The sequence below is a fragment of the Metabacillus sp. Hm71 genome (assembly GCF_051842955.2).
GTDB lineage: Bacteria > Bacillota > Bacilli > Bacillales > Bacillaceae > Metabacillus.
Map to the genome: position 1 here is coordinate 3298951 of NZ_CM200278.1, position 17346 is coordinate 3316296.

Here is a 17346-nt window from a genome sequence, read left to right on the forward strand (position 1 = left end):
ACTCTAAGAGTAAGCTTATCCTGAATAAACACTAGCACAAGTTCCAGCTTTTGGTTCATAATAACAATGATTTTTAAATTGACCGGCAAATGGTTGATCGTACCATGTTGGAGGGCATGGAGCATATGGATTAAAATACCAAAGAGCAAATTTTCCTGGATGTTGTCTCCAAAACTCCAAATTCTGTCTTGCTAATCTTTTTTCAGCTTCTCTTGCTCTTTGATAAAATACATTTCCTTTTTGAACAGCTTCAAACGAAAAATTTCCTCCTTGTACTTGAAAAATGACTTGTCGAATCGTTCTTAAGTCTTTAAAGTCTAAACAATTTGCTACAGCACGATTAACAATAACATTTCCAACATATAACATTCCCAGTTTTCCTTCACCTTCGGCTTCTGCTCTCATCATCCTTGCCATTAAGGCAACGTCCGAATCCCGGTAATTTACTCTCGCCATTTTTTCACCCCAAAAATATAGTATGAACAAAAGTCCACATTGATGTCATTGTTTATTAAATAAGCATTCCTTTTAGTAAGATAAAAACTTCTGTTTTACACCTCTATTCAATATTCTTCCTTAGCCATTACATATAAACCAGCAGCGATTGCAGATTGGTTACATAGCAGAATGTTTCTTCAATTTATCTGTATACTTCATAACAAATATCACAAAATATTGTTAAAATAACGAACGAACACATTGGAGGGTATTTGGTTTGGGGATTTTTGGGAAAACAAAAGGAAACACCTTAACAACTGCGGAAGTTTCCGCTCTTTGGCTTCAGTATATGGGTGATAGTATGGCATTATGCATGTACAGGTATTTCCTTAATATCGTTGAAGACAAAGACATAAAACAAATAGTAGAATTTTCATTACAGTTAGCTGAAAGCCATATCTCGAGAATCACAGAATTCTTAAAAAGTGCAAATTTCCATGTTCCAATCGGATTTACAGAAAATGATGTCAACCTTGCTGCTCCTCGTCTGTTTTCTGACGAATTTTTACTTTTTTACTCCTATATTATGACAATACATGGATTAACTGCTTATAGCTTAGCGATAACAAATTCTGAACGACAAGACATTCAAGATTATTTTTTTGACTGTACGGCAACAACTAAAGAATTATTCCAAAAAATCGTGGAATTGGCTAAAAGTCAACCAAAGTTTTCTAGTGTCCCTAACATCCCTTCACCTAGTGAAGTAGAGCATATCGACTCTACTGGAATCATCTCTAACTTAATTGGAGACAAAAGACCGCTTAATAGTTCTGAAATTAGCACTCTGTTCTTTAATTCAAAGAAAACCGGGTTTGTTAAATCATTAAGTTTGGCTTTTAGTCAAGTGACAAAACATGAAGATGTTCGAGATTTTATGTTGAAAAACATTAAATTAGCAGGCAAAGATGCCGAAAGCTTCGACGCTATCCTGCAACAAGATCATTTACCGATTCCTGAGAAGTGGGATGCTGAAATTACAGATTCTGTTGTAAGTCCATTTTCAGATAAATTGATGATGTTTCACGCGGCGTTTTTAGTAAATGCGGCTCTTTCATACTATGGTGCTGCATTAGGCTCCAGTTTAAGATCGGATATTATTTTAAACTACTATAAAGTCTTTACTCATGCAATGGAGGCAGGTACATTTTGTTACAAAATTATGGTTAAACATGAATGGTTAGAAAAACAACCGGAAGCGATTAACAGAATAGCCCTGGCACAAAGTACAAAAAAATGACTACTTTTTTACAGATTGATCTTCCTCCCCTGCTAATTTGGAATAAAGCTGAACGATTGTATTATATAGGAAGGCAAACAGCTAATCATGAAGGGATTTTTTCATATGGCGGTCAATAACAAAGTTCATTTTATGTATATGAGGTTTTAGGATATAGGTGAATATAATTAAACAAAACCCTCCAAAAAAGAAAGCTGCCTCATTTGGCAGCTTAAACGTGGAATACCGTAAAATGCATTTTTCATTTATGATTTTCTTATTAAAAATCCTTAGTTTACCAACTATAAGCAACCTCATATCTATTAAATGATTGCCGAAGAGTGGGGTGTTCTATGGAGACCACCAAATTCTTTTTACACCCTTATTTTAATAAAGTAAAATGGTGATGTAATTCCCTTTCATTAATGGATATCCTGATAGCTAAGTCTTTCGTTCGTAAAACAAAATCTTTGACACCGATAAATTCAGATTCAGCAATCAAATAGAATTGAGTTCCCTTTTTTATCCCTCTAAAATTATGCTTTAGCATATAAATCTTCATGATCCCAACATGCTACTCCCTTTTAAATCGATTGATGGAAAACGGAGAAAGATCGATGTCATTCTTACCTGAAATAATTAGGTTACTTAAGGCTTGTCCAACTGCACTGCTAAATTTGAATCCATGTCCTGAGAATCCTCCTGCAATTGCAACGTTGGAATACTTAGGATGTAAATCAATGATGAATTTCTCATCAGGGGTAAGGGTATACATACAGGTTTTACCATACTTTAAATGGCCGACATTAGGGATATATTGATTCAAAAATTGCACCAAATCACCTTCATCCTCTGCTCTTTCATCAAAATCTATCATTGATTCGTCTGGATTTATTCGATCTCCACCATCATGACGACCAACCTTCAAACCTGCACCATCAATACTCGGAAAGCCATAATAAAGTCCTTGAGGTGTCGCAAATGCAAAGGCAGGAAAACGGGTATGATGGTACAATGCCTCATTAGCATCAAACCAAGCAAAAGTCTTTCTCACTGGTGTGAGAGGTAGATCCAAATCCAACATCGAAAGCAGGTTTCCTGACCATGCTCCTGCCGAAACAACCAACGCATCCGAGTAAAAGGTCTTTTCGTCTGTCTTGATTGTTACTCGATCATTTAGAATGGAAATTTCCTTTACCCTGCTATTTGACAGGATCGTAGCGCCGTGCAATTCAGCAAGTTCTTGGTATGCTGTAATACTATCCTCACATTTTAGTACTCCCGACGTTGGTTCAAAGCAGCCCATAAAATCGATAGGTAACGTCATTCCAGACCATCGATGATGAATTTCGTTTGTATTATGAACTTCTAGTGGCAACGAATACTTTTTTGCACTAGAGATAATATTTTGCATAAAGCTGGATTCTTCCTTCCCAACACTAAGTACTCCTGTTTGAATAAATAATTGCTTTCCAGTAGCCTGTTCTAAGTCATTCCATAATTCTTGTGCTTTAAGAATGAATGGAACATATTCCTCCCCTTCAGCATATGCATATCGAATGATTCTTGTTTCTCCGTGATGACTTCCTTTGTTATGTGGCGGGTTACAGGAATCTACTAATAAGGTTTTCTTTCCGCTCTTGGACAAAAAATAACCTGCTGCCATTCCCATTGAACCTGCACCAATAATAATTACATCATAGTTCATACCAGTTAACCTCCAAAAATAATCCCAGTTACTTATTTATTCATTACATTATAATTGATCCTCAATTTACATAAATCATTTTCTGAAAAATTTAAGTAAAAGTATAAACCCCTACCACTTGTTTAGAATGCTTCTACAAACTAGGATTATTGTTGAATAAAGGACTAAGTCAATAATGGATCGTATGTAAAAAAAGCCTCTCGACCTATTGTAACTTGTACTTTATCTTTTATCAGCTGTATGAAGGACACTTTCGTCGGAGTTTACTTGTGCTTTGTCTTTCATCCCTTGAATGAAGGACACTTTCATCAGAGTTTACCTATGTTTTGTCCTTCATCCCCAATTCAAATACCGCCTCCACTTCTTTTTCAAGCTCACCAATTAGCGGGAAGTCGTTACGATATTTTGATATTGCCTTAACAATGCTTGCATAATACCAATGTTGTTCACGTTTTCCGCGGCTGAAACGTTCCCAGATTTTCTCTCCCTGTGCAGTAAGATCTGCATGAATGCTTCGCAAATTATGTAATTTATCTGCAGTAATGATTTTGATTTCATCTAAATCAGCATGTTTCAATGCTTCGATCGTATGCTGTTTTCTTTGCTCCCAAGGCAAGCTTTTGTCAGGCTCAGTTGCCGCAAGGACAAGGTTTGCAATTCTCATGCCAAATGTCTTTTCTAAATCCTCGTATGTAACAGAAGTGTCTTCAATTGTATCATGTAAAATGCCGGCTGCGATGACATCATCTGAACACCGCTCTTTTTGCAGGAGCATGCCGACAGCAAATGGATGTGTCATATATGGAATGTTTGTTGCTTTTCTCTTTTGCCCATCATGTGCTGCTGCTGCGTAGTTTATCGCTTGTTCGATTATCCTCATGAATTTCCTCCTCGTTTATTGCCTATTCTTAGCTGTTTTCACTGCCTGTATGAACCAATATGCTGTTTCATCTTTCATTTTACCCTCTTCTACTTCCATTTTTGTATATTTTCATGCATTTTACTTCATAAGGAATTGTTATGACACACTGTCATTTTTCATCTTGACTTATGACACTGTGTCATATATAATTTGTTTGTGCTTGATTATGACACGGTGTCACTTTTATATGAAGGAGAGTCATTATGCCTAAACAAACGTTTTTTCACTTACCTAAAGACAAACAGGACCTCTTAATCCAATCTGCAAAAGAAGAATTTTCTAGGGTGCCATTACATGAAGCATCGATTGCCAATATTATCAAACATGCGGGAATTCCTAGAGGCAGTTTTTATCAATATTTTGAGGACAAAGAGGATTTGTTCTTTTATCTATTAGACCAACTAGCCCAAAAAAATCATGAGCGGTTTATATCCACTTTGAAGGAGAAAGAAGGTGATTTATTTGAGACGTTTACTGGAATTTTCAAATTTATGGTTCAGAGACACAGAGAAGCTGAACACAAAAACTTTTTTAAAAATGTCTATTTAAATATGAACTATAAGCAGGAAAAAACATTAGCAAAAAGTATTTACCAGGAGAATCAGAAAAATCAGTATTTGAGTATGATTAACTTAATTAATCGTGAAAAATTGAATATTAAAGATGAGCGAGAACTTCATCAAGCTATAAAAATTCTCAGTGCTGTTACCTTTCAAAATCTGATTCAGGTGTTCGTAAAGGATTCAACGAATGAAGAAGCTTTGCGAAATTATATGGATCAAATGGAACTGCTAAAAAGAGGGCTTCAAAAGGAAGAGCACTAATGAAAACACTTGGTGGAACAAAAAAATCGATTGATTTGAAAAAGTTTGTTGAAAGACTTAGGAAACAAGGAATCCATGCACAATTATGTAAACGACCTGACTTCCCAAACAAGTCGAATAAAGAATGCATGAGTAATCCTTGATGAAATCTTATAGAATAAGGGGATAGATAGATGGAAACAGATTTACAACAAAAGAAACCGCCCTATTTAATGATTGCGATTTTATTTGTCGGAGCGTTTGTCTCTTTTTTAAATAACTCGCTTTTAAATGTGGCACTGCCTTCGATGATGGTCGATTTAGATATTAAAAATTATTCAACAATCCAGTGGCTTGCGACTGGTTATATGCTTGTCAGCGGTGTGTTAATTCCAGCATCTGCCTTTTTATTAACACGGTTTTCGAACCGCAGCTTATATATAACATCGATGGTCATTTTCACATTAGGTACTGCGTTAGCAGCATTTGCCCCAAACTTTGGTGTCTTGCTTACCGGGCGTATGATCCAGGCAGCAGGTTCTTCCGTTATGGGACCGTTATTGATGAATATTATGCTTGTCAGCTTCCCGCGTGAAAAACGTGGTGCAGCTATGGGGGTTTTCGGTCTAGTCATGATTACCGCCCCTGCCATTGGACCGACATTATCAGGTTATATTGTCGAGCATTATGACTGGCGTTTACTGTTCGAAATGATATTACCATTAGCTGTTATTACCCTATTATTATCGATTTGGAAGCTTGAAAACGTCATGGAGCAAAACAAAAATGCAAAGCTTGATTACGTATCAGTTGTCTTATCTTCAATCGGTTTTGGCGGTTTGCTATATGGATTCAGTGCGGCAAGCTCAGATGGCTGGACTGATGCCATCGTCTTAACGACTCTTATTGTAGGAGCGATTGCTTTATTCGCCTTCATCTATCGTCAATTTAAAATGGAGGAACCATTATTAGATTTACGTGTTTATAAGTACCCGATGTTTGCGCTTGGTTCTGTGATCGCCATTGTCAATGCGGTCGCGATGTTCTCCGGGATGATCTTAACACCGGCGTATGTGCAAAATGTCAGAGGCATTTCACCGCTTGATTCAGGGCTAATGATGCTGCCTGGTGCGATTATAATGGGACTGATGTCGCCAATTACAGGTAAACTATTTGATAAATTTGGTCCGCGTATCCTTGCTGTAATAGGTCTTGCAATTACCGCCGTGTCAACTTACATGTTAGCACACCTACAAATTGATTCTAGTCACACCTATATAATACTTGTTTACACATTGCGCATGTTCGGGATGTCAATGGTGATGATGCCGATTATGACAAACGGTTTAAATCAATTACCAACACGATTAAATCCACATGGTACAGCGGTTAACAATACTGCCCAGCAAGTTTCTGGCTCAATCGGCACAGCGGTCCTTGTGACAATTATGAACTCTGTAACAAAAACAGAAGCTGAAAGCCTGATGACCGGTGTTGATCCAACAACGATGACAACAGCTGCTCAAGCGTTGTTAACACAGAAAGCATTATTAGCTGGTATCCAATATTCTTTCTATGTTGCATTAGGGATTAATATTTTAGCTCTCCTTTTAGCTCTCTTTGTGAAGCGTGTTGATACAAGTAAAGAAGCGGTGAGGAAGTTGAATCAGCAAGGGAATAAGCAGATGAAGGCTGAGACGGTTTAATCAAACGAACTTAAATTAGAATGATATTATATACTCATTAAGAAAAGCGCAAGCGCCTTGATCAGCCTAGGGCAAATAAGACGCTCATGAATAGAAGGCGTTCTTTGCCTTCAATTCATGAGTGGCTAGACCCTAGAGGCAGTCAAAAACGCGACGTCCTGTCGCATTGACTGCACTTGCACGTCCTGTACTTCGGGGCTAGGCGCTGGAGCTAGACACTAAAACTAAGTACAAAATTTTATACTTTCTTACCTTTTTATAAAAGTCGATTCCAGCAATGAATCGACTTTTTCCTTCTATAAAATAAAGAAATCAAAAAGCTCGAACGATCCCCTCCATAGGTATTTAATTAAACGTTTGTTTAAATTTATTACTTGAACCATTGTTTCTCCTACACTTCTTTCTTTGCTAGGCCAAATTTTTTGATTTTATTGGACTGTAAAGTAGGTGATTTTCGGTTTTTTAAACACTTTCCAGCGTATCCCTTTATCAGAAATTCAATACGATGACTCCCCTTCGCAATATCGTAATGTCTCCCCCATTAAAATGAATGAAGAAAACCTTCGATTTCCATCTCAATTTCCTGGGCAAGCGCATAAACCGACTTTATCCACCAATAAAAGAAAGATTTCGCCCATGTATAATCAACATCTACTTTCTTAAACTAAATGAAAAAACATTTTTTTATCAACGTTTTTTACTAGAATATATATTGCGATAGCAGTATTCCCTGAAAGAAGATACCACTCTTTTTTTGATTATGAGTGAATAAGGGTTTTATAACCAAAAATTATACGTTTATCAAATATATTTGTTTTTGATCAGGAGTTTTCTTTTATTTTCTCAGCAATCAGGCTAAATTGTTCAGGAACGTTTTAATAGAGTAACGGAAAAAGCCCAATTTCTCAATTTAAGAAATTGGGCTTTTAATAGTGGAATTTCCTTACTACCACTATATAAACGTATTTTTAAATATCATTTTTTGTGAGTCATTTATTTTATAAAATAAGGTTTACTTCCTTTTCATTTGCAATAATTATGAACCATCATAGCGATAAATACATTGATAAAAATGAGAAGCTGTGGTAAATTTATATAGATACAAACTGAATATGGGTTTTTGTATATAGTATCCCTATTTTAATTATACGTCATAAAATCCTATTCAGTCAACCCCCTATTTTTATTTTTTATAAGGAGGATTTGATATGAACATGGAACTTCGTCAGAAACAGGTACGAGTGAACAGTGTAATTGGTTGATCAGATAAAGAATTTTTGTCATATGTTTCGTCTTAGTATTTGAGGGCTAAATGGAGGGAAAGAAATGAAACCATATGTACTGGAGATTCGGGAGATCGAAAAAGCGCAACTTTTGCTTGTCGGAGGAAAAGGGTTGAATTTAGGGGAACTATCGAAGATTCGTGGAATACAAGTGCCCGAAGGATTTTGTATTACGACAGAAGCCTATCAAAAAGTCCTCGAACAAAACGAAGTGTTCCACGCATTGTTGGATCAACTAATACTGCTAAAAGTAGAGGATCGAGATCAAATTGGTGAAATCAGCAGGAAGATTCGACAAATCATTATGGAAGCAGAGATTCCTTCCGATGTTGCGTACGCAGTTGCTCACCATCTTTCCCAGTTTGGTGATGAACATCCTTATGCAGTGCGTTCTAGTGCAACTGCTGAAGACTTACCACATGCTTCTTTCGCTGGTCAGCAAGACACCTATTTAAATATCATCGGAAAAGAAGCCATCTTGCACCATATCAGCAAATGTTGGGCTTCCCTATTTACGGATCGTGCCGTGATTTACCGTATGCAAAATGGATTTGACCACAAACAAATTTATTTATCCGTTATCGTTCAAAGGATGGTTTTCCCACAGGCTTCAGGAATTTTATTTACCGCTGATCCAATTACTTCTAACCGAAAGGTGCTATCAATTGATGCCAGTTTTGGACTTGGAGAGGCACTAGTCTCTGGCTTGGTATCTGCAGATTGTTATAAAGTAAGGGATGGGGAAATCGTCGATAAGAGGATAGCAATCAAAAAATTGGCTATCTATGGACGAAAAGAAGGCGGAACAGAGACACGACAGATCGATCCGGATCAGCAAAAGACAGAAACACTTACTGATCAACAGATTTTACAACTAGCACGTATAGGAAGACAGATCGAAGCTCATTTTGGATTCCCGCAGGACATCGAATGGTGTTTAGTTGATGATACATTTTATATTGTTCAGAGTCGTCCAATCACTACTTTATACCCCATCCCTAAAGCGAATGATGAAGAAAATCACGTTTACTTATCTGTCGGCCATCAACAAATGATGACTGACGCCATGAAGCCATTGGGATTATCTTTTTGGCTGTTAACGACTCCTGCCCCCATGCGCAAAGCTGGCGGTAGGTTGTTTGTTGATGTTACACATCAACTGGCTTCACCTGTCAGTAGGAACATTTTATTAAATGCTATGGGCCAACACGATCCGCTCATGAAAGACGCACTTATGAACATTATTGAGCGTGGAGATTTTATAAAATCGTTACCAAATGATGTTAAAGCACCGAGTTCAAGCAAAGGCAATACAGTTATGTTGGAACAAATTGAAAACAATCCATCAATCGTTTCTGATTTGATTAATCGCAGCCGATCATCCATAAAAGAGTTAAAACAAAACATTCAAACGAAAAGACGCTCGGATTTATTTGATTTTATTCTAGAAGATATACAGGAATTAAAGAAGATTTTATTTGACCCACAAAGTTCAGCTGTATTTATGGCTGCTATAAATGCTTCATCATGGATCAATGAAAAAATGAACGAGTGGTTAGGTGAAAAAAACGCGGCGGACACGCTTTCTCAATCTGTACCGAATAATATTACTTCAGAAATGGGTCTAGCACTATTGGATGTCGCAGATGTGATTCGTCCTTATCCAGAAGTAATTGATTATTTACAACATATAAAAGATGATAACTTTTTGGATGAATTAGTTAATTTTGATGGTGGACAGGAAGCTAGAAACGCTATCAATGCATTTCTCAACAAATACGGAATGCGATGTGCCGGAGAAATCGATATCACGAGAACTCGTTGGAGTGAAAAGCCTATTACTCTTGTCCCTATGATTCTCAATAATATTAAAAACTTTGAGCCTAATGCTAGCCATAGGAAATTTGAGCAAGGACGACAAGAAGCTTTGGAAAAAGAACAAGAGTTATTAGACCGATTGAAACGATTACCGGATGGTGAACAAAAGGCAAAAGAAACAAAACGAATGATTGACCTAATCCGGAATTTCATCGGGTTTAGGGAATATCCAAAATACGGCATGGTTAATCGCTATTTCGTTTATAAGCAGGCTTTGATGAAAGAAGCCGAACAGCTTGTACAAGCCAACGTAATACGAGAAAAAGAAGATATATTCTATCTCACTTTTGAAGAACTTCACGAGGTCATACGCACAAATAAACTGGATTACCAGATCATCAGCAAACGAAAAGACGAGTATAAATTATATGAAAAACTAACTCCACCACGTGTTATCACGTCTGATGGTGAAACACTCTCAGGTGAGTACAAACGAGAAGATCTCCCCGCCGAAGCGATTGTTGGGCTGTCTGTTTCTTCTGGAGTTATCGAGGGACGCGCACGTGTCATTTTAAACATGGAAGATGCTGATCTAGAAGATGGAGATATATTGGTCACCTCCTTTACCGATCCTAGCTGGACACCATTGTTTGTATCCATAAAAGGCCTGGTCACCGAAGTTGGTGGATTGATGACCCATGGAGCAGTTATCGCACGTGAATATGGCTTACCAGCAGTTGTCGGAGTGGAGAATGCTACGAAACTGATAAAAGATGGGCAACGTATTCGCGTGCATGGTACAGAAGGATATATCGAAATTTTATAATTCATTACATTTAAATCATAAAAGAATAAGCATTCGAATTAGGAGAATTATTGACTTCATTGTGCCTTGCGGTCTATGATAAGAACCTGTATAAGGGGACAGCAACTGAAAGATCAATATTAATGTCTATTAAGAATATCTTGAAATTGAGTCTTCTGTTAATGGTCGCTTTTCTTGAGTGAAAAATGTGTACTTTTGGCAATTGGATATTCATTGCATAAACCAGCTAATATTTTTTCATCATACTAGCTGGTTTTTTGTAATCGTTTAGGAAACTACGAAACTTTTTGAAGCAATTGGACAGATAACCTTCCGTATCAGGACCCTCATTTTTCCCTTTATATTTACAAAGGTCTTACGTACGTAAAGCTGACTCAAACGATGCTAACATCTGACATATTTGCGTTTGAAACCAAGCTTCCCTCTATTTATTTCCTTTTGGATATTTTCGGAAGCAAGCAGAATACTACTTTTTTTCTTGTCCCGCTTGATTTCGACTGGTCCTACTGCCTTTGCGGTTTCAACCGCCTTTTCATGGAGAGGTAAATAGGAAATCCCGACTGTGTAAATAAAATTATTCATAGCGGATTTCGTACGATCAGGAGAATCGTGAATCGTATTTTCTACCAAATCAAGCATACTCGCAATCTTAACTTCACTAAATTCGCTGTCCGGGCGATTACCCAATAGCCAGCAATAACAACTCCAACCTGCTGACATTCTAAGTTCTTCCCCGCTTTTGATCCATTTATCGGCTACGGCTTGCGCAATATCGGTTTCAGCTAAAGTTACTGCAACCACATAATCAGACAACATATAAAAATACGCCGCATCCATCCAACGCTCAAAATCCTCCTCGGTCATGATCATCGGGTCCGCAATGATGCCGGCAAAATACATGGCATCGTAGTTCCCAGTGGCGTATAGCTGCTCGGCTAAAGGTTGATTTTTCTTGATTTTCTTTGCGAGTGGCTTCATTGCGCCTGTAGCCACCCCAAATAGCGGCTCATGTGCACCATTTCTTAAATATGTCTTTTTCATACGTTCCTTACCAAGCGCTGCCAGTTCCCGCATAACTACTTCGAATTCCATTGTTTGCACTTCCTTCCTATACCATCTCTATTTCATTGTAGCAATCTATCTTATATTCTATATCAATCATTGCACATACAAAAGACAGTTCCTCTTTTTGTACGAGTAATAGAAAATACATCACACTTTTTTGTTTCGGTATAACCTTCCTATAATAACGGCAATGATAAAATATATACATATACACTTATAAGAATAGAGAATGTAGAATGAAGCTACTACCAATTCCTTTTATTAGATCAATGTATGACATTTCATTTAGGGTTTAGATTGGCGTAAAAATTTCGACTATTGGTCATTCTAACCTATATATTCTTCCTCATTTCTCTTAACTTATGATCTATAGTTTACTCCCTAATAGTTAAAATGTTTTTGTACATTTCACGAAGTCCTTATCTTCATATAATTTAAGTTCTTATCGGTTTTCGCCAAAATGATTTTTGCTGCCTACTTAATCTATAAGGTTTAACATTTTCCATTAACAAGCTGTTTCATTGCCTTTAACTTAGATGAAAGCTCAATAAACCATTCTTCATCCCCTGTTGATAGTGCCAAGTCTATTAGAAATAAAAGTTGTTCCTTGTTAGTCACTTTAGAATCAGGCAGTCTCTTAACCTGTTTAGTTAAAAATGATATTGTTTTTCCAATCGTTTCCTTATTGTCACTTGTAACAACAGTTACCTTAACTACTCCTTTTGGGATATCAAGTGATTCAATATAACCAACTATTAATTCACTATCCAGTGATTTTCCCTTAACCCAATCACCTGTTTTTAAAATTTGATTATTATTGGACTTCAACATTTTCACCTTCTTACATGATTTATTGTTCTAAAGAAAGTCTATTGATTATAGAACAATTTCAAACTTCTTCACTTTTTAAGTTACAGAAATCAGCCTAACTGTAATTATTTTTATTACATTTAAATGAAAAAGAATTCTGTCGCCATTTATCATTCCGGCCATTCATTATCCTTGATTGATAAGATCGACAACTTCTTTCATTGTATAGTCCTTTAAATATTCACCCAAATGTTCTTCAGCACCTAAGAATATGTTAAATAGAACATTTTGCATATTCGCGCCGACAATGCATCGTTCATTCGATTCAGGACATCTAGGTTGCAAAGCACCTTCAGAGGTTATCTTATAAATATCCCAGAGATTTACTTCACTAAGATCTAGAGCAAAAATAAATCCCCCGCCAGTACCTTCTTTTGAATGGATAAATCCATGTTTTTTTAACAAACTCAACACTTTACGAATGCGTACCGGGTGGACGCCAGCACTCTCCGAAATGGCATCACTTGTTGACATTCGGTCTGGCTGCAGTGCCAGAAAAGTTAAACTGTGAATGGCAAGTGTAAAATCACTATTCATGTCCTGCCTCCTATGAAATAAAAACTGCTAATTATCCTACTGGTTTGAAAACAAATATCTGCGTCTTTATTACTATTTATTAATACACTGTAATCTTAATTATTACAGATTATCTTGTCAAACATTAAAATATAATAAACGAATGAATACCAGAATTATAAACAATCATTGCAACAATTAAATCTAAAGTTAAATCATTTGGCTAGACAATTAAAGATTCCATTGTTTCTTGACTTGTTCTTCTGCCAAACGGTTAATATTTTCCAATGTCATATTTTTATTTACAATGACATTTGTTTGATAAGATCTATCTTTATAATTAACTGTAATGAATACTTCGATCATCTCAATCTTCCTCCTTCCAAATTAATAATCAGGATAACTATTGTATGAACATATACACATTAATTTGCCGCTTTTTCCAATTCAATGGTTAAAATTGTACGAAGTTTACGTGGCAGAAATCTGCGAATTTCTTCCTCGTTATATCCAACCTGTAATCTTTTTTCGTCCTGGATAATCGGCCGACGCAGCATTTTGGGATCTTCCATTATTAATTTATAGAATTCATTAAGGGAAAGAGATTCAATATTTACATTTAATTCCTGAAACGATTTTGAATTAGTTGAAATAATTTCGGTCGTCCCATCTTCTGTCAGGCGAAGAATCGATTTAATCTCATCAATTGTCAAGGGATTAGACAAGATGTTTCTTTCAATATAATCAATTTGATGTTCCTCAAGCCAAGCTTTTGCTTTTCGGCATGAGGTACAGCTTGGTGTCGTATATAGAGTCACCATACGTTTACACACTCCTATATCATATTTATATACCCTCCTGCTTCAACATTGGGTAATAAAGTGTAATAAAAAAACCTTACAGTTTAGCTTCAAAAAATATTATCTGATCTATCCCACCCCATTCATTTACATAACTATACTGTAATTTTAATTTTTACAGTTCATTAAGTCAACTGTAATGCTTTGGTATAAATGATGCCTATAGATTTCCAGCCTTTAGCAGTTTGGAGCTTTTCCAAGATAAGAGAGTCATTTCAAGATAAGGAGGAGGAAACTAAGTCTTAACAATTTGGTGCAAAAACAAAAAACCGATTCTCTTTTTATTTTTGAGAACCGGTTAGTGGATCGGTTTGATATTGATTATAGATTTTCATTAGACCCTTCCTTTTACTTTGTTTTTACTTTTATGATCGCATTTCCATAACTATCCATCGCTTTCACGTAATTCTCCTTTAAGTTAGCGAAGTATGCAGCTATTTTTTCCATTTTGTTTTCACCAGCGATAAATGTAATCATTTTTGCCATCTGTTTATCCCCTTATCATTTATTTTCTTAATTATGACACGTTTGAAATAGTCCAGGCAAAGTCACTGAAAACGAAAACATTCTCCTTGAAAACGGGAACAACATTAATGAAAACGCATAAATATATAATTTTCTTTATTTTTTTCTATTTTTCTTCTGTTTTTATTAATATTTTATTTATTTATCATATATTTCAGTTTCAAATAATTCGCAGGACAGTTGCTAAACTTTGGGGCAAGGTTTGAAATCTGATTGAACTAGTTAATTCCTGTTAGCCATTTAAAAAAAATTAAATCAATTAATCTTTAGAAATGAAAGGATCTTCTTTAAATATGACAACTACAAAAAGTTCCTGTTCGGAACCGATTGTCCGTTGATTCCGATCCAGCCGAATATCGACTTTGTGAAAAGCATTATCCCAAGGAATTTCCTAAAGAGGTATTTTAAAACACCACATAAATCGTTTTTCTGAAAATTAAACAACACCTATAAGCAGAGAAAGTGAGCAATATCGGTCACTTTTCTTTTTGATAGAAGCGTCGTGCTTTGGCACGGTTGCCGCAATCCGCCATTGAACACCAGCGGCGGCTTCGGTTCCGGCTCGTATCGTAGAACAGCCAACCACAAAGATCCCCCTCGCATCGTTTCACCCGTTTCAGATCACTTTTAGAAACGAGAAGGTCGACTGCTGACTGCAGAATTGGTGGCAACATACCCTCCAATGGGTTTTTGGAGCACTTGAACTCCAATAAAAAATGATCTTTTTCTTGGGATAGCTGTAGCAATTGATAATATTGACGCACGAACACATTGAACAGCTCGATCTCTTCCTGCGGAGGCTTCTGCTTTATTGAAATGGTACGAAAGATCCGGTACATCACTTCACGCAACTCGATCGCCCGATCGAGAACGTGTGCTGATTCAGCGGGTTTCTCCTCAGATATTATGATCAATTTTTGTGCTTGTCGCTCTGTTAAAACGTCTGCATGAATGCTCCAGTCCACTAATTTGGCATAACTCGTAAACCGATCACTTCGTTTCTCTGTGCTTTCCCGCCAACTGACCGTGTTGATGAAATTCATGCATAAGCGCTCACCGACCATCATATATGTGTTGGATTCTGACATTATAAAAACTCCTTTTCTATAACCATCATAATACATATTGACAGTTAGAAACAACCCGATTACAATATAACCATCTAAAGTTGTTTTGATGGTTAATTATGATTGGGGAGGGAAAGTGATGAACAATCCGATGTTGAAAGCTGTGAAGACGTTGTTGAAGGAAACATTTGAGGGACCGGTAGAAAATGCCAGCTGGTACACAGAAGCAAAGCCTGGTAGTGGTTTGTTTGGGACGCTCAAGCAATTATCGTCAGAAGAAGCCTCGATTTCAGTTCATGGGACGTCAATCGCTGCACAGACGGATCATACCCGTTATTATTTATGGGTTGCAAACTCCTATCTACAAGGTGACGTACCTGAAAAGGATTGGGAAGCATCCTGGAAAATCACATCAGTTGAAAAAATCACTTGGGCGCAATATAATGATAAACTTCAACAAGAGTATCAAACACTTCTCAAAACTATTGATTCACTCGACTCCTTAGATGAACAGACATCAAATGGAATTTTAGGAGCAATCGCTCACTCTGCCTACCATCTCGGTTCCATAAGACAAATGATCAAAGCCATCAAGGTTCCAAACCAAACATAAGCAAAAAATCTCTAAGGAAAATATACCTTGGAGATTTTCTTCATTCGAGTTATTATCCTGAATTAATATCAATCTTCCAGAATAGGGTGTGATTGTGGAACAAAAAGTAAATGAAGTGAAACATATTATACATGACTAATATGTTTTACTCCTTATTTTTTATGACTTTTTATGATTTAGATCTTGATTAATTTAAACTGGTTGACCTATTATTTATAGTTTTAACCCCAGCCAAATAATAGAGAATCGTTTTACTTTTTCAACATTAGTCATTTTTATCATTTATATTTTTTTATACCATTCATCATCAACAGGTTCTAACCAAACCGTTTCACCCGGTGTCATTGCTAAATGCACAAACCAACTGTCTTTTGTCGCACCATGCCAATGTTTTACATTCGGCGGAATATTCACCACATCCCCCATTTTGAGTAACTTTGCTGGTTTCCTTCTTCTTGATACCACCCTTCACCGTCGGTAATCAATAAAACTTGTCCAACTTTATGAGAGTGCCAGTTATTACGAGCACCTGGAGCAAAGGTTACATTCCCGATTGTTGCATTGAGTGGCGTCTCATCGGTAAACACCATTTGTAAGTATGCATCTCCGATAAAGTTTGCTTTAACTTTTTCTCCCAATGGAAAGATTGTGCTATTGCTTAATTGTTCATTTTCCATATTTATCTCCTGCTTTCTTTTACTTTTTAAGATCATTCCGGTTTCTTTCATGTGCAAGATGAACTCTGCCCATAACTTATTTTCTTCTGAAATAATACCGAATATTGTTACTCCCTCGTTCTGGTACCACTAATCCTTCTTTTATCTCAAAGTATGCTCGCTCACACCGATAATCTTTGCTAGCTCACATGCGATACTTCATCCATTTTCGCCACCCTTTATCTATTCTGAATCATATTCTATGTAAAGGCTTGTCCAACTTATGTGGCAATCATAATACTTAGAGTTAACTCTAAGTCAAATCCATATTTGTATTAATTTAATAGAGGAAAAAATGAGTTAATCAAATGAGCTTATCAAGCAAAAAAAA

16 protein-coding genes and 1 pseudogene are annotated in these 17346 nt (G+C 36.5%); 6 read left to right on the plus strand and 11 right to left on the minus strand.

Annotated features, from left to right (window positions below):
- Nucleotides 1–15: 15 nt before the first annotated feature.
- Entirely contained in the window at nucleotides 16–456 is a 441-nt protein-coding gene (locus ACSVDH_RS16150) for a cell wall hydrolase (RefSeq protein WP_299094570.1), read from the minus strand.
- A gap of 259 nt (nucleotides 457–715) precedes the next feature.
- Here ACSVDH_RS16150 and ACSVDH_RS16155 point away from each other — a divergent pair, with 259 nt between their 5' ends.
- Nucleotides 716–1738, plus strand: a complete 1023-nt coding sequence (locus ACSVDH_RS16155; protein ID WP_439251291.1) for a DUF3231 family protein — start codon at nucleotides 716–718, stop codon at nucleotides 1736–1738.
- A gap of 553 nt (nucleotides 1739–2291) precedes the next feature.
- Here the strand turns inward: ACSVDH_RS16155 and solA are convergent.
- Nucleotides 2292–3425: an N-methyl-L-tryptophan oxidase gene (solA, locus tag ACSVDH_RS16160; protein WP_439251292.1), complete on the minus strand. Its 1134-nt coding sequence runs from the start codon at nucleotides 3423–3425 to the stop codon at nucleotides 2292–2294.
- A 319-nt stretch (nucleotides 3426–3744) separates the two neighbouring features.
- Nucleotides 3745–4305 carry an HD domain-containing protein gene (locus ACSVDH_RS16165; RefSeq protein WP_439251293.1) on the minus strand — a complete coding sequence of 187 codons (561 nt, stop codon included), beginning with the start codon at nucleotides 4303–4305 and terminating at the stop codon, nucleotides 3745–3747.
- Between the two features lie 245 nt (nucleotides 4306–4550).
- Between ACSVDH_RS16165 and ACSVDH_RS16170 the strand changes: the two genes are divergently transcribed.
- The 4 genes from ACSVDH_RS16170 (at nucleotide 4551) to ppsA (ending at nucleotide 10783) form a co-directional block, all read left to right on the plus strand.
- On the plus strand, nucleotides 4551–5171 hold the full coding sequence (locus ACSVDH_RS16170) for a TetR/AcrR family transcriptional regulator (protein WP_439251295.1): 621 nt from the start codon (nucleotides 4551–4553) through the stop codon (nucleotides 5169–5171).
- A complete protein-coding gene (locus tag ACSVDH_RS16175; protein WP_439251296.1) occupies nucleotides 5171–5314 on the plus strand; it encodes a hypothetical protein in 144 nt (47 codons plus the stop codon). Before ACSVDH_RS16170 ends, ACSVDH_RS16175 begins: the two co-directional genes overlap by 1 nt.
- Before the next feature lie 30 nt (nucleotides 5315–5344).
- Nucleotides 5345–6856, plus strand: a complete 1512-nt coding sequence (locus ACSVDH_RS16180) for a DHA2 family efflux MFS transporter permease subunit (protein WP_439251297.1) — start codon at nucleotides 5345–5347, stop codon at nucleotides 6854–6856.
- Nucleotides 6857–8182: 1326 nt separating this feature from the next.
- The gene (ppsA, locus tag ACSVDH_RS16185) at nucleotides 8183–10783 is read left to right on the plus strand and encodes a phosphoenolpyruvate synthase (RefSeq protein WP_439251298.1); all 2601 of its coding nucleotides are present in this window, start codon (nucleotides 8183–8185) and stop codon (nucleotides 10781–10783) included.
- Nucleotides 10784–11167: 384 nt separating this feature from the next.
- Here ppsA and ACSVDH_RS16190 read toward each other — a convergent pair whose 3' ends face one another.
- From ACSVDH_RS16190 to ACSVDH_RS16220, 7 genes are all read right to left on the minus strand, one after another.
- Nucleotides 11168–11875 carry a DNA alkylation repair protein gene (locus ACSVDH_RS16190; RefSeq protein WP_439251299.1) on the minus strand — a complete coding sequence of 236 codons (708 nt, stop codon included), beginning with the start codon at nucleotides 11873–11875 and terminating at the stop codon, nucleotides 11168–11170.
- A 465-nt stretch (nucleotides 11876–12340) separates the two neighbouring features.
- Nucleotides 12341–12679, minus strand: coding sequence for an IDEAL domain-containing protein (locus ACSVDH_RS16195; protein ID WP_518616645.1), 339 nt, complete (start codon nucleotides 12677–12679; stop codon nucleotides 12341–12343).
- Nucleotides 12680–12844: 165 nt separating this feature from the next.
- The gene (locus ACSVDH_RS16200; protein ID WP_299095265.1) at nucleotides 12845–13255 is read right to left on the minus strand and encodes an RrF2 family transcriptional regulator; all 411 of its coding nucleotides are present in this window, start codon (nucleotides 13253–13255) and stop codon (nucleotides 12845–12847) included.
- 210 nt (nucleotides 13256–13465) lie between these two features.
- The gene (locus tag ACSVDH_RS16205; protein ID WP_299095267.1) at nucleotides 13466–13600 is read right to left on the minus strand and encodes a BA3454 family stress response protein; all 135 of its coding nucleotides are present in this window, start codon (nucleotides 13598–13600) and stop codon (nucleotides 13466–13468) included.
- A 59-nt stretch (nucleotides 13601–13659) separates the two neighbouring features.
- Nucleotides 13660–14055, minus strand: a complete 396-nt coding sequence (gene spxA / locus ACSVDH_RS16210) for a transcriptional regulator SpxA (RefSeq protein ID WP_299095269.1) — start codon at nucleotides 14053–14055, stop codon at nucleotides 13660–13662.
- A gap of 387 nt (nucleotides 14056–14442) precedes the next feature.
- A complete protein-coding gene (locus tag ACSVDH_RS16215; RefSeq protein ID WP_439251301.1) occupies nucleotides 14443–14580 on the minus strand; it encodes a hypothetical protein in 138 nt (45 codons plus the stop codon).
- 515 nt (nucleotides 14581–15095) lie between these two features.
- Nucleotides 15096–15707, minus strand: coding sequence for a CGNR zinc finger domain-containing protein (locus ACSVDH_RS16220; RefSeq protein WP_439251302.1), 612 nt, complete (start codon nucleotides 15705–15707; stop codon nucleotides 15096–15098).
- 118 nt (nucleotides 15708–15825) lie between these two features.
- Between ACSVDH_RS16220 and ACSVDH_RS16225 the strand changes: the two genes are divergently transcribed.
- Nucleotides 15826–16299: a hypothetical protein gene (locus ACSVDH_RS16225; RefSeq protein ID WP_439251304.1), complete on the plus strand. Its 474-nt coding sequence runs from the start codon at nucleotides 15826–15828 to the stop codon at nucleotides 16297–16299.
- A gap of 282 nt (nucleotides 16300–16581) precedes the next feature.
- On the opposite strand, the pseudogene ACSVDH_RS16230 reads toward ACSVDH_RS16225, so the two are convergent.
- Nucleotides 16582–16976, minus strand: a pseudogene (locus ACSVDH_RS16230) (cupin domain-containing protein).
- Nucleotides 16977–17346 lie beyond the last annotated feature (370 nt).

Coding starts and splice junctions, on each gene's coding strand:
- ACSVDH_RS16150 (WP_299094570.1), bottom strand. CDS start 456: ATGGCGAGAGTAAATTACCGGGATTCGGACGTTGCCTTAATGGCAAGG.
- solA (WP_439251292.1), bottom strand. CDS start 3,425: ATGAACTATGATGTAATTATTATTGGTGCAGGTTCAATGGGAATGGCA.
- ACSVDH_RS16165 (WP_439251293.1), bottom strand. CDS start 4,305: ATGAGGATAATCGAACAAGCGATAAACTACGCAGCAGCAGCACATGAT.
- ACSVDH_RS16170 (WP_439251295.1), top strand. CDS start 4,551: ATGCCTAAACAAACGTTTTTTCACTTACCTAAAGACAAACAGGACCTC.
- ACSVDH_RS16175 (WP_439251296.1), top strand. CDS start 5,171: ATGAAAACACTTGGTGGAACAAAAAAATCGATTGATTTGAAAAAGTTT.
- ACSVDH_RS16180 (WP_439251297.1), top strand. CDS start 5,345: ATGGAAACAGATTTACAACAAAAGAAACCGCCCTATTTAATGATTGCG.
- ppsA (WP_439251298.1), top strand. CDS start 8,183: ATGAAACCATATGTACTGGAGATTCGGGAGATCGAAAAAGCGCAACTT.
- ACSVDH_RS16190 (WP_439251299.1), bottom strand. CDS start 11,875: ATGGAATTCGAAGTAGTTATGCGGGAACTGGCAGCGCTTGGTAAGGAA.
- ACSVDH_RS16195 (WP_518616645.1), bottom strand. CDS start 12,679: ATGTTGAAGTCCAATAATAATCAAATTTTAAAAACAGGTGATTGGGTT.
- ACSVDH_RS16200 (WP_299095265.1), bottom strand. CDS start 13,255: ATGAATAGTGATTTTACACTTGCCATTCACAGTTTAACTTTTCTGGCA.
- ACSVDH_RS16205 (WP_299095267.1), bottom strand. CDS start 13,600: ATGATCGAAGTATTCATTACAGTTAATTATAAAGATAGATCTTATCAA.
- spxA (WP_299095269.1), bottom strand. CDS start 14,055: ATGGTGACTCTATATACGACACCAAGCTGTACCTCATGCCGAAAAGCA.
- ACSVDH_RS16215 (WP_439251301.1), bottom strand. CDS start 14,580: ATGGCAAAAATGATTACATTTATCGCTGGTGAAAACAAAATGGAAAAA.
- ACSVDH_RS16220 (WP_439251302.1), bottom strand. CDS start 15,707: ATGTCAGAATCCAACACATATATGATGGTCGGTGAGCGCTTATGCATG.
- ACSVDH_RS16225 (WP_439251304.1), top strand. CDS start 15,826: ATGAACAATCCGATGTTGAAAGCTGTGAAGACGTTGTTGAAGGAAACA.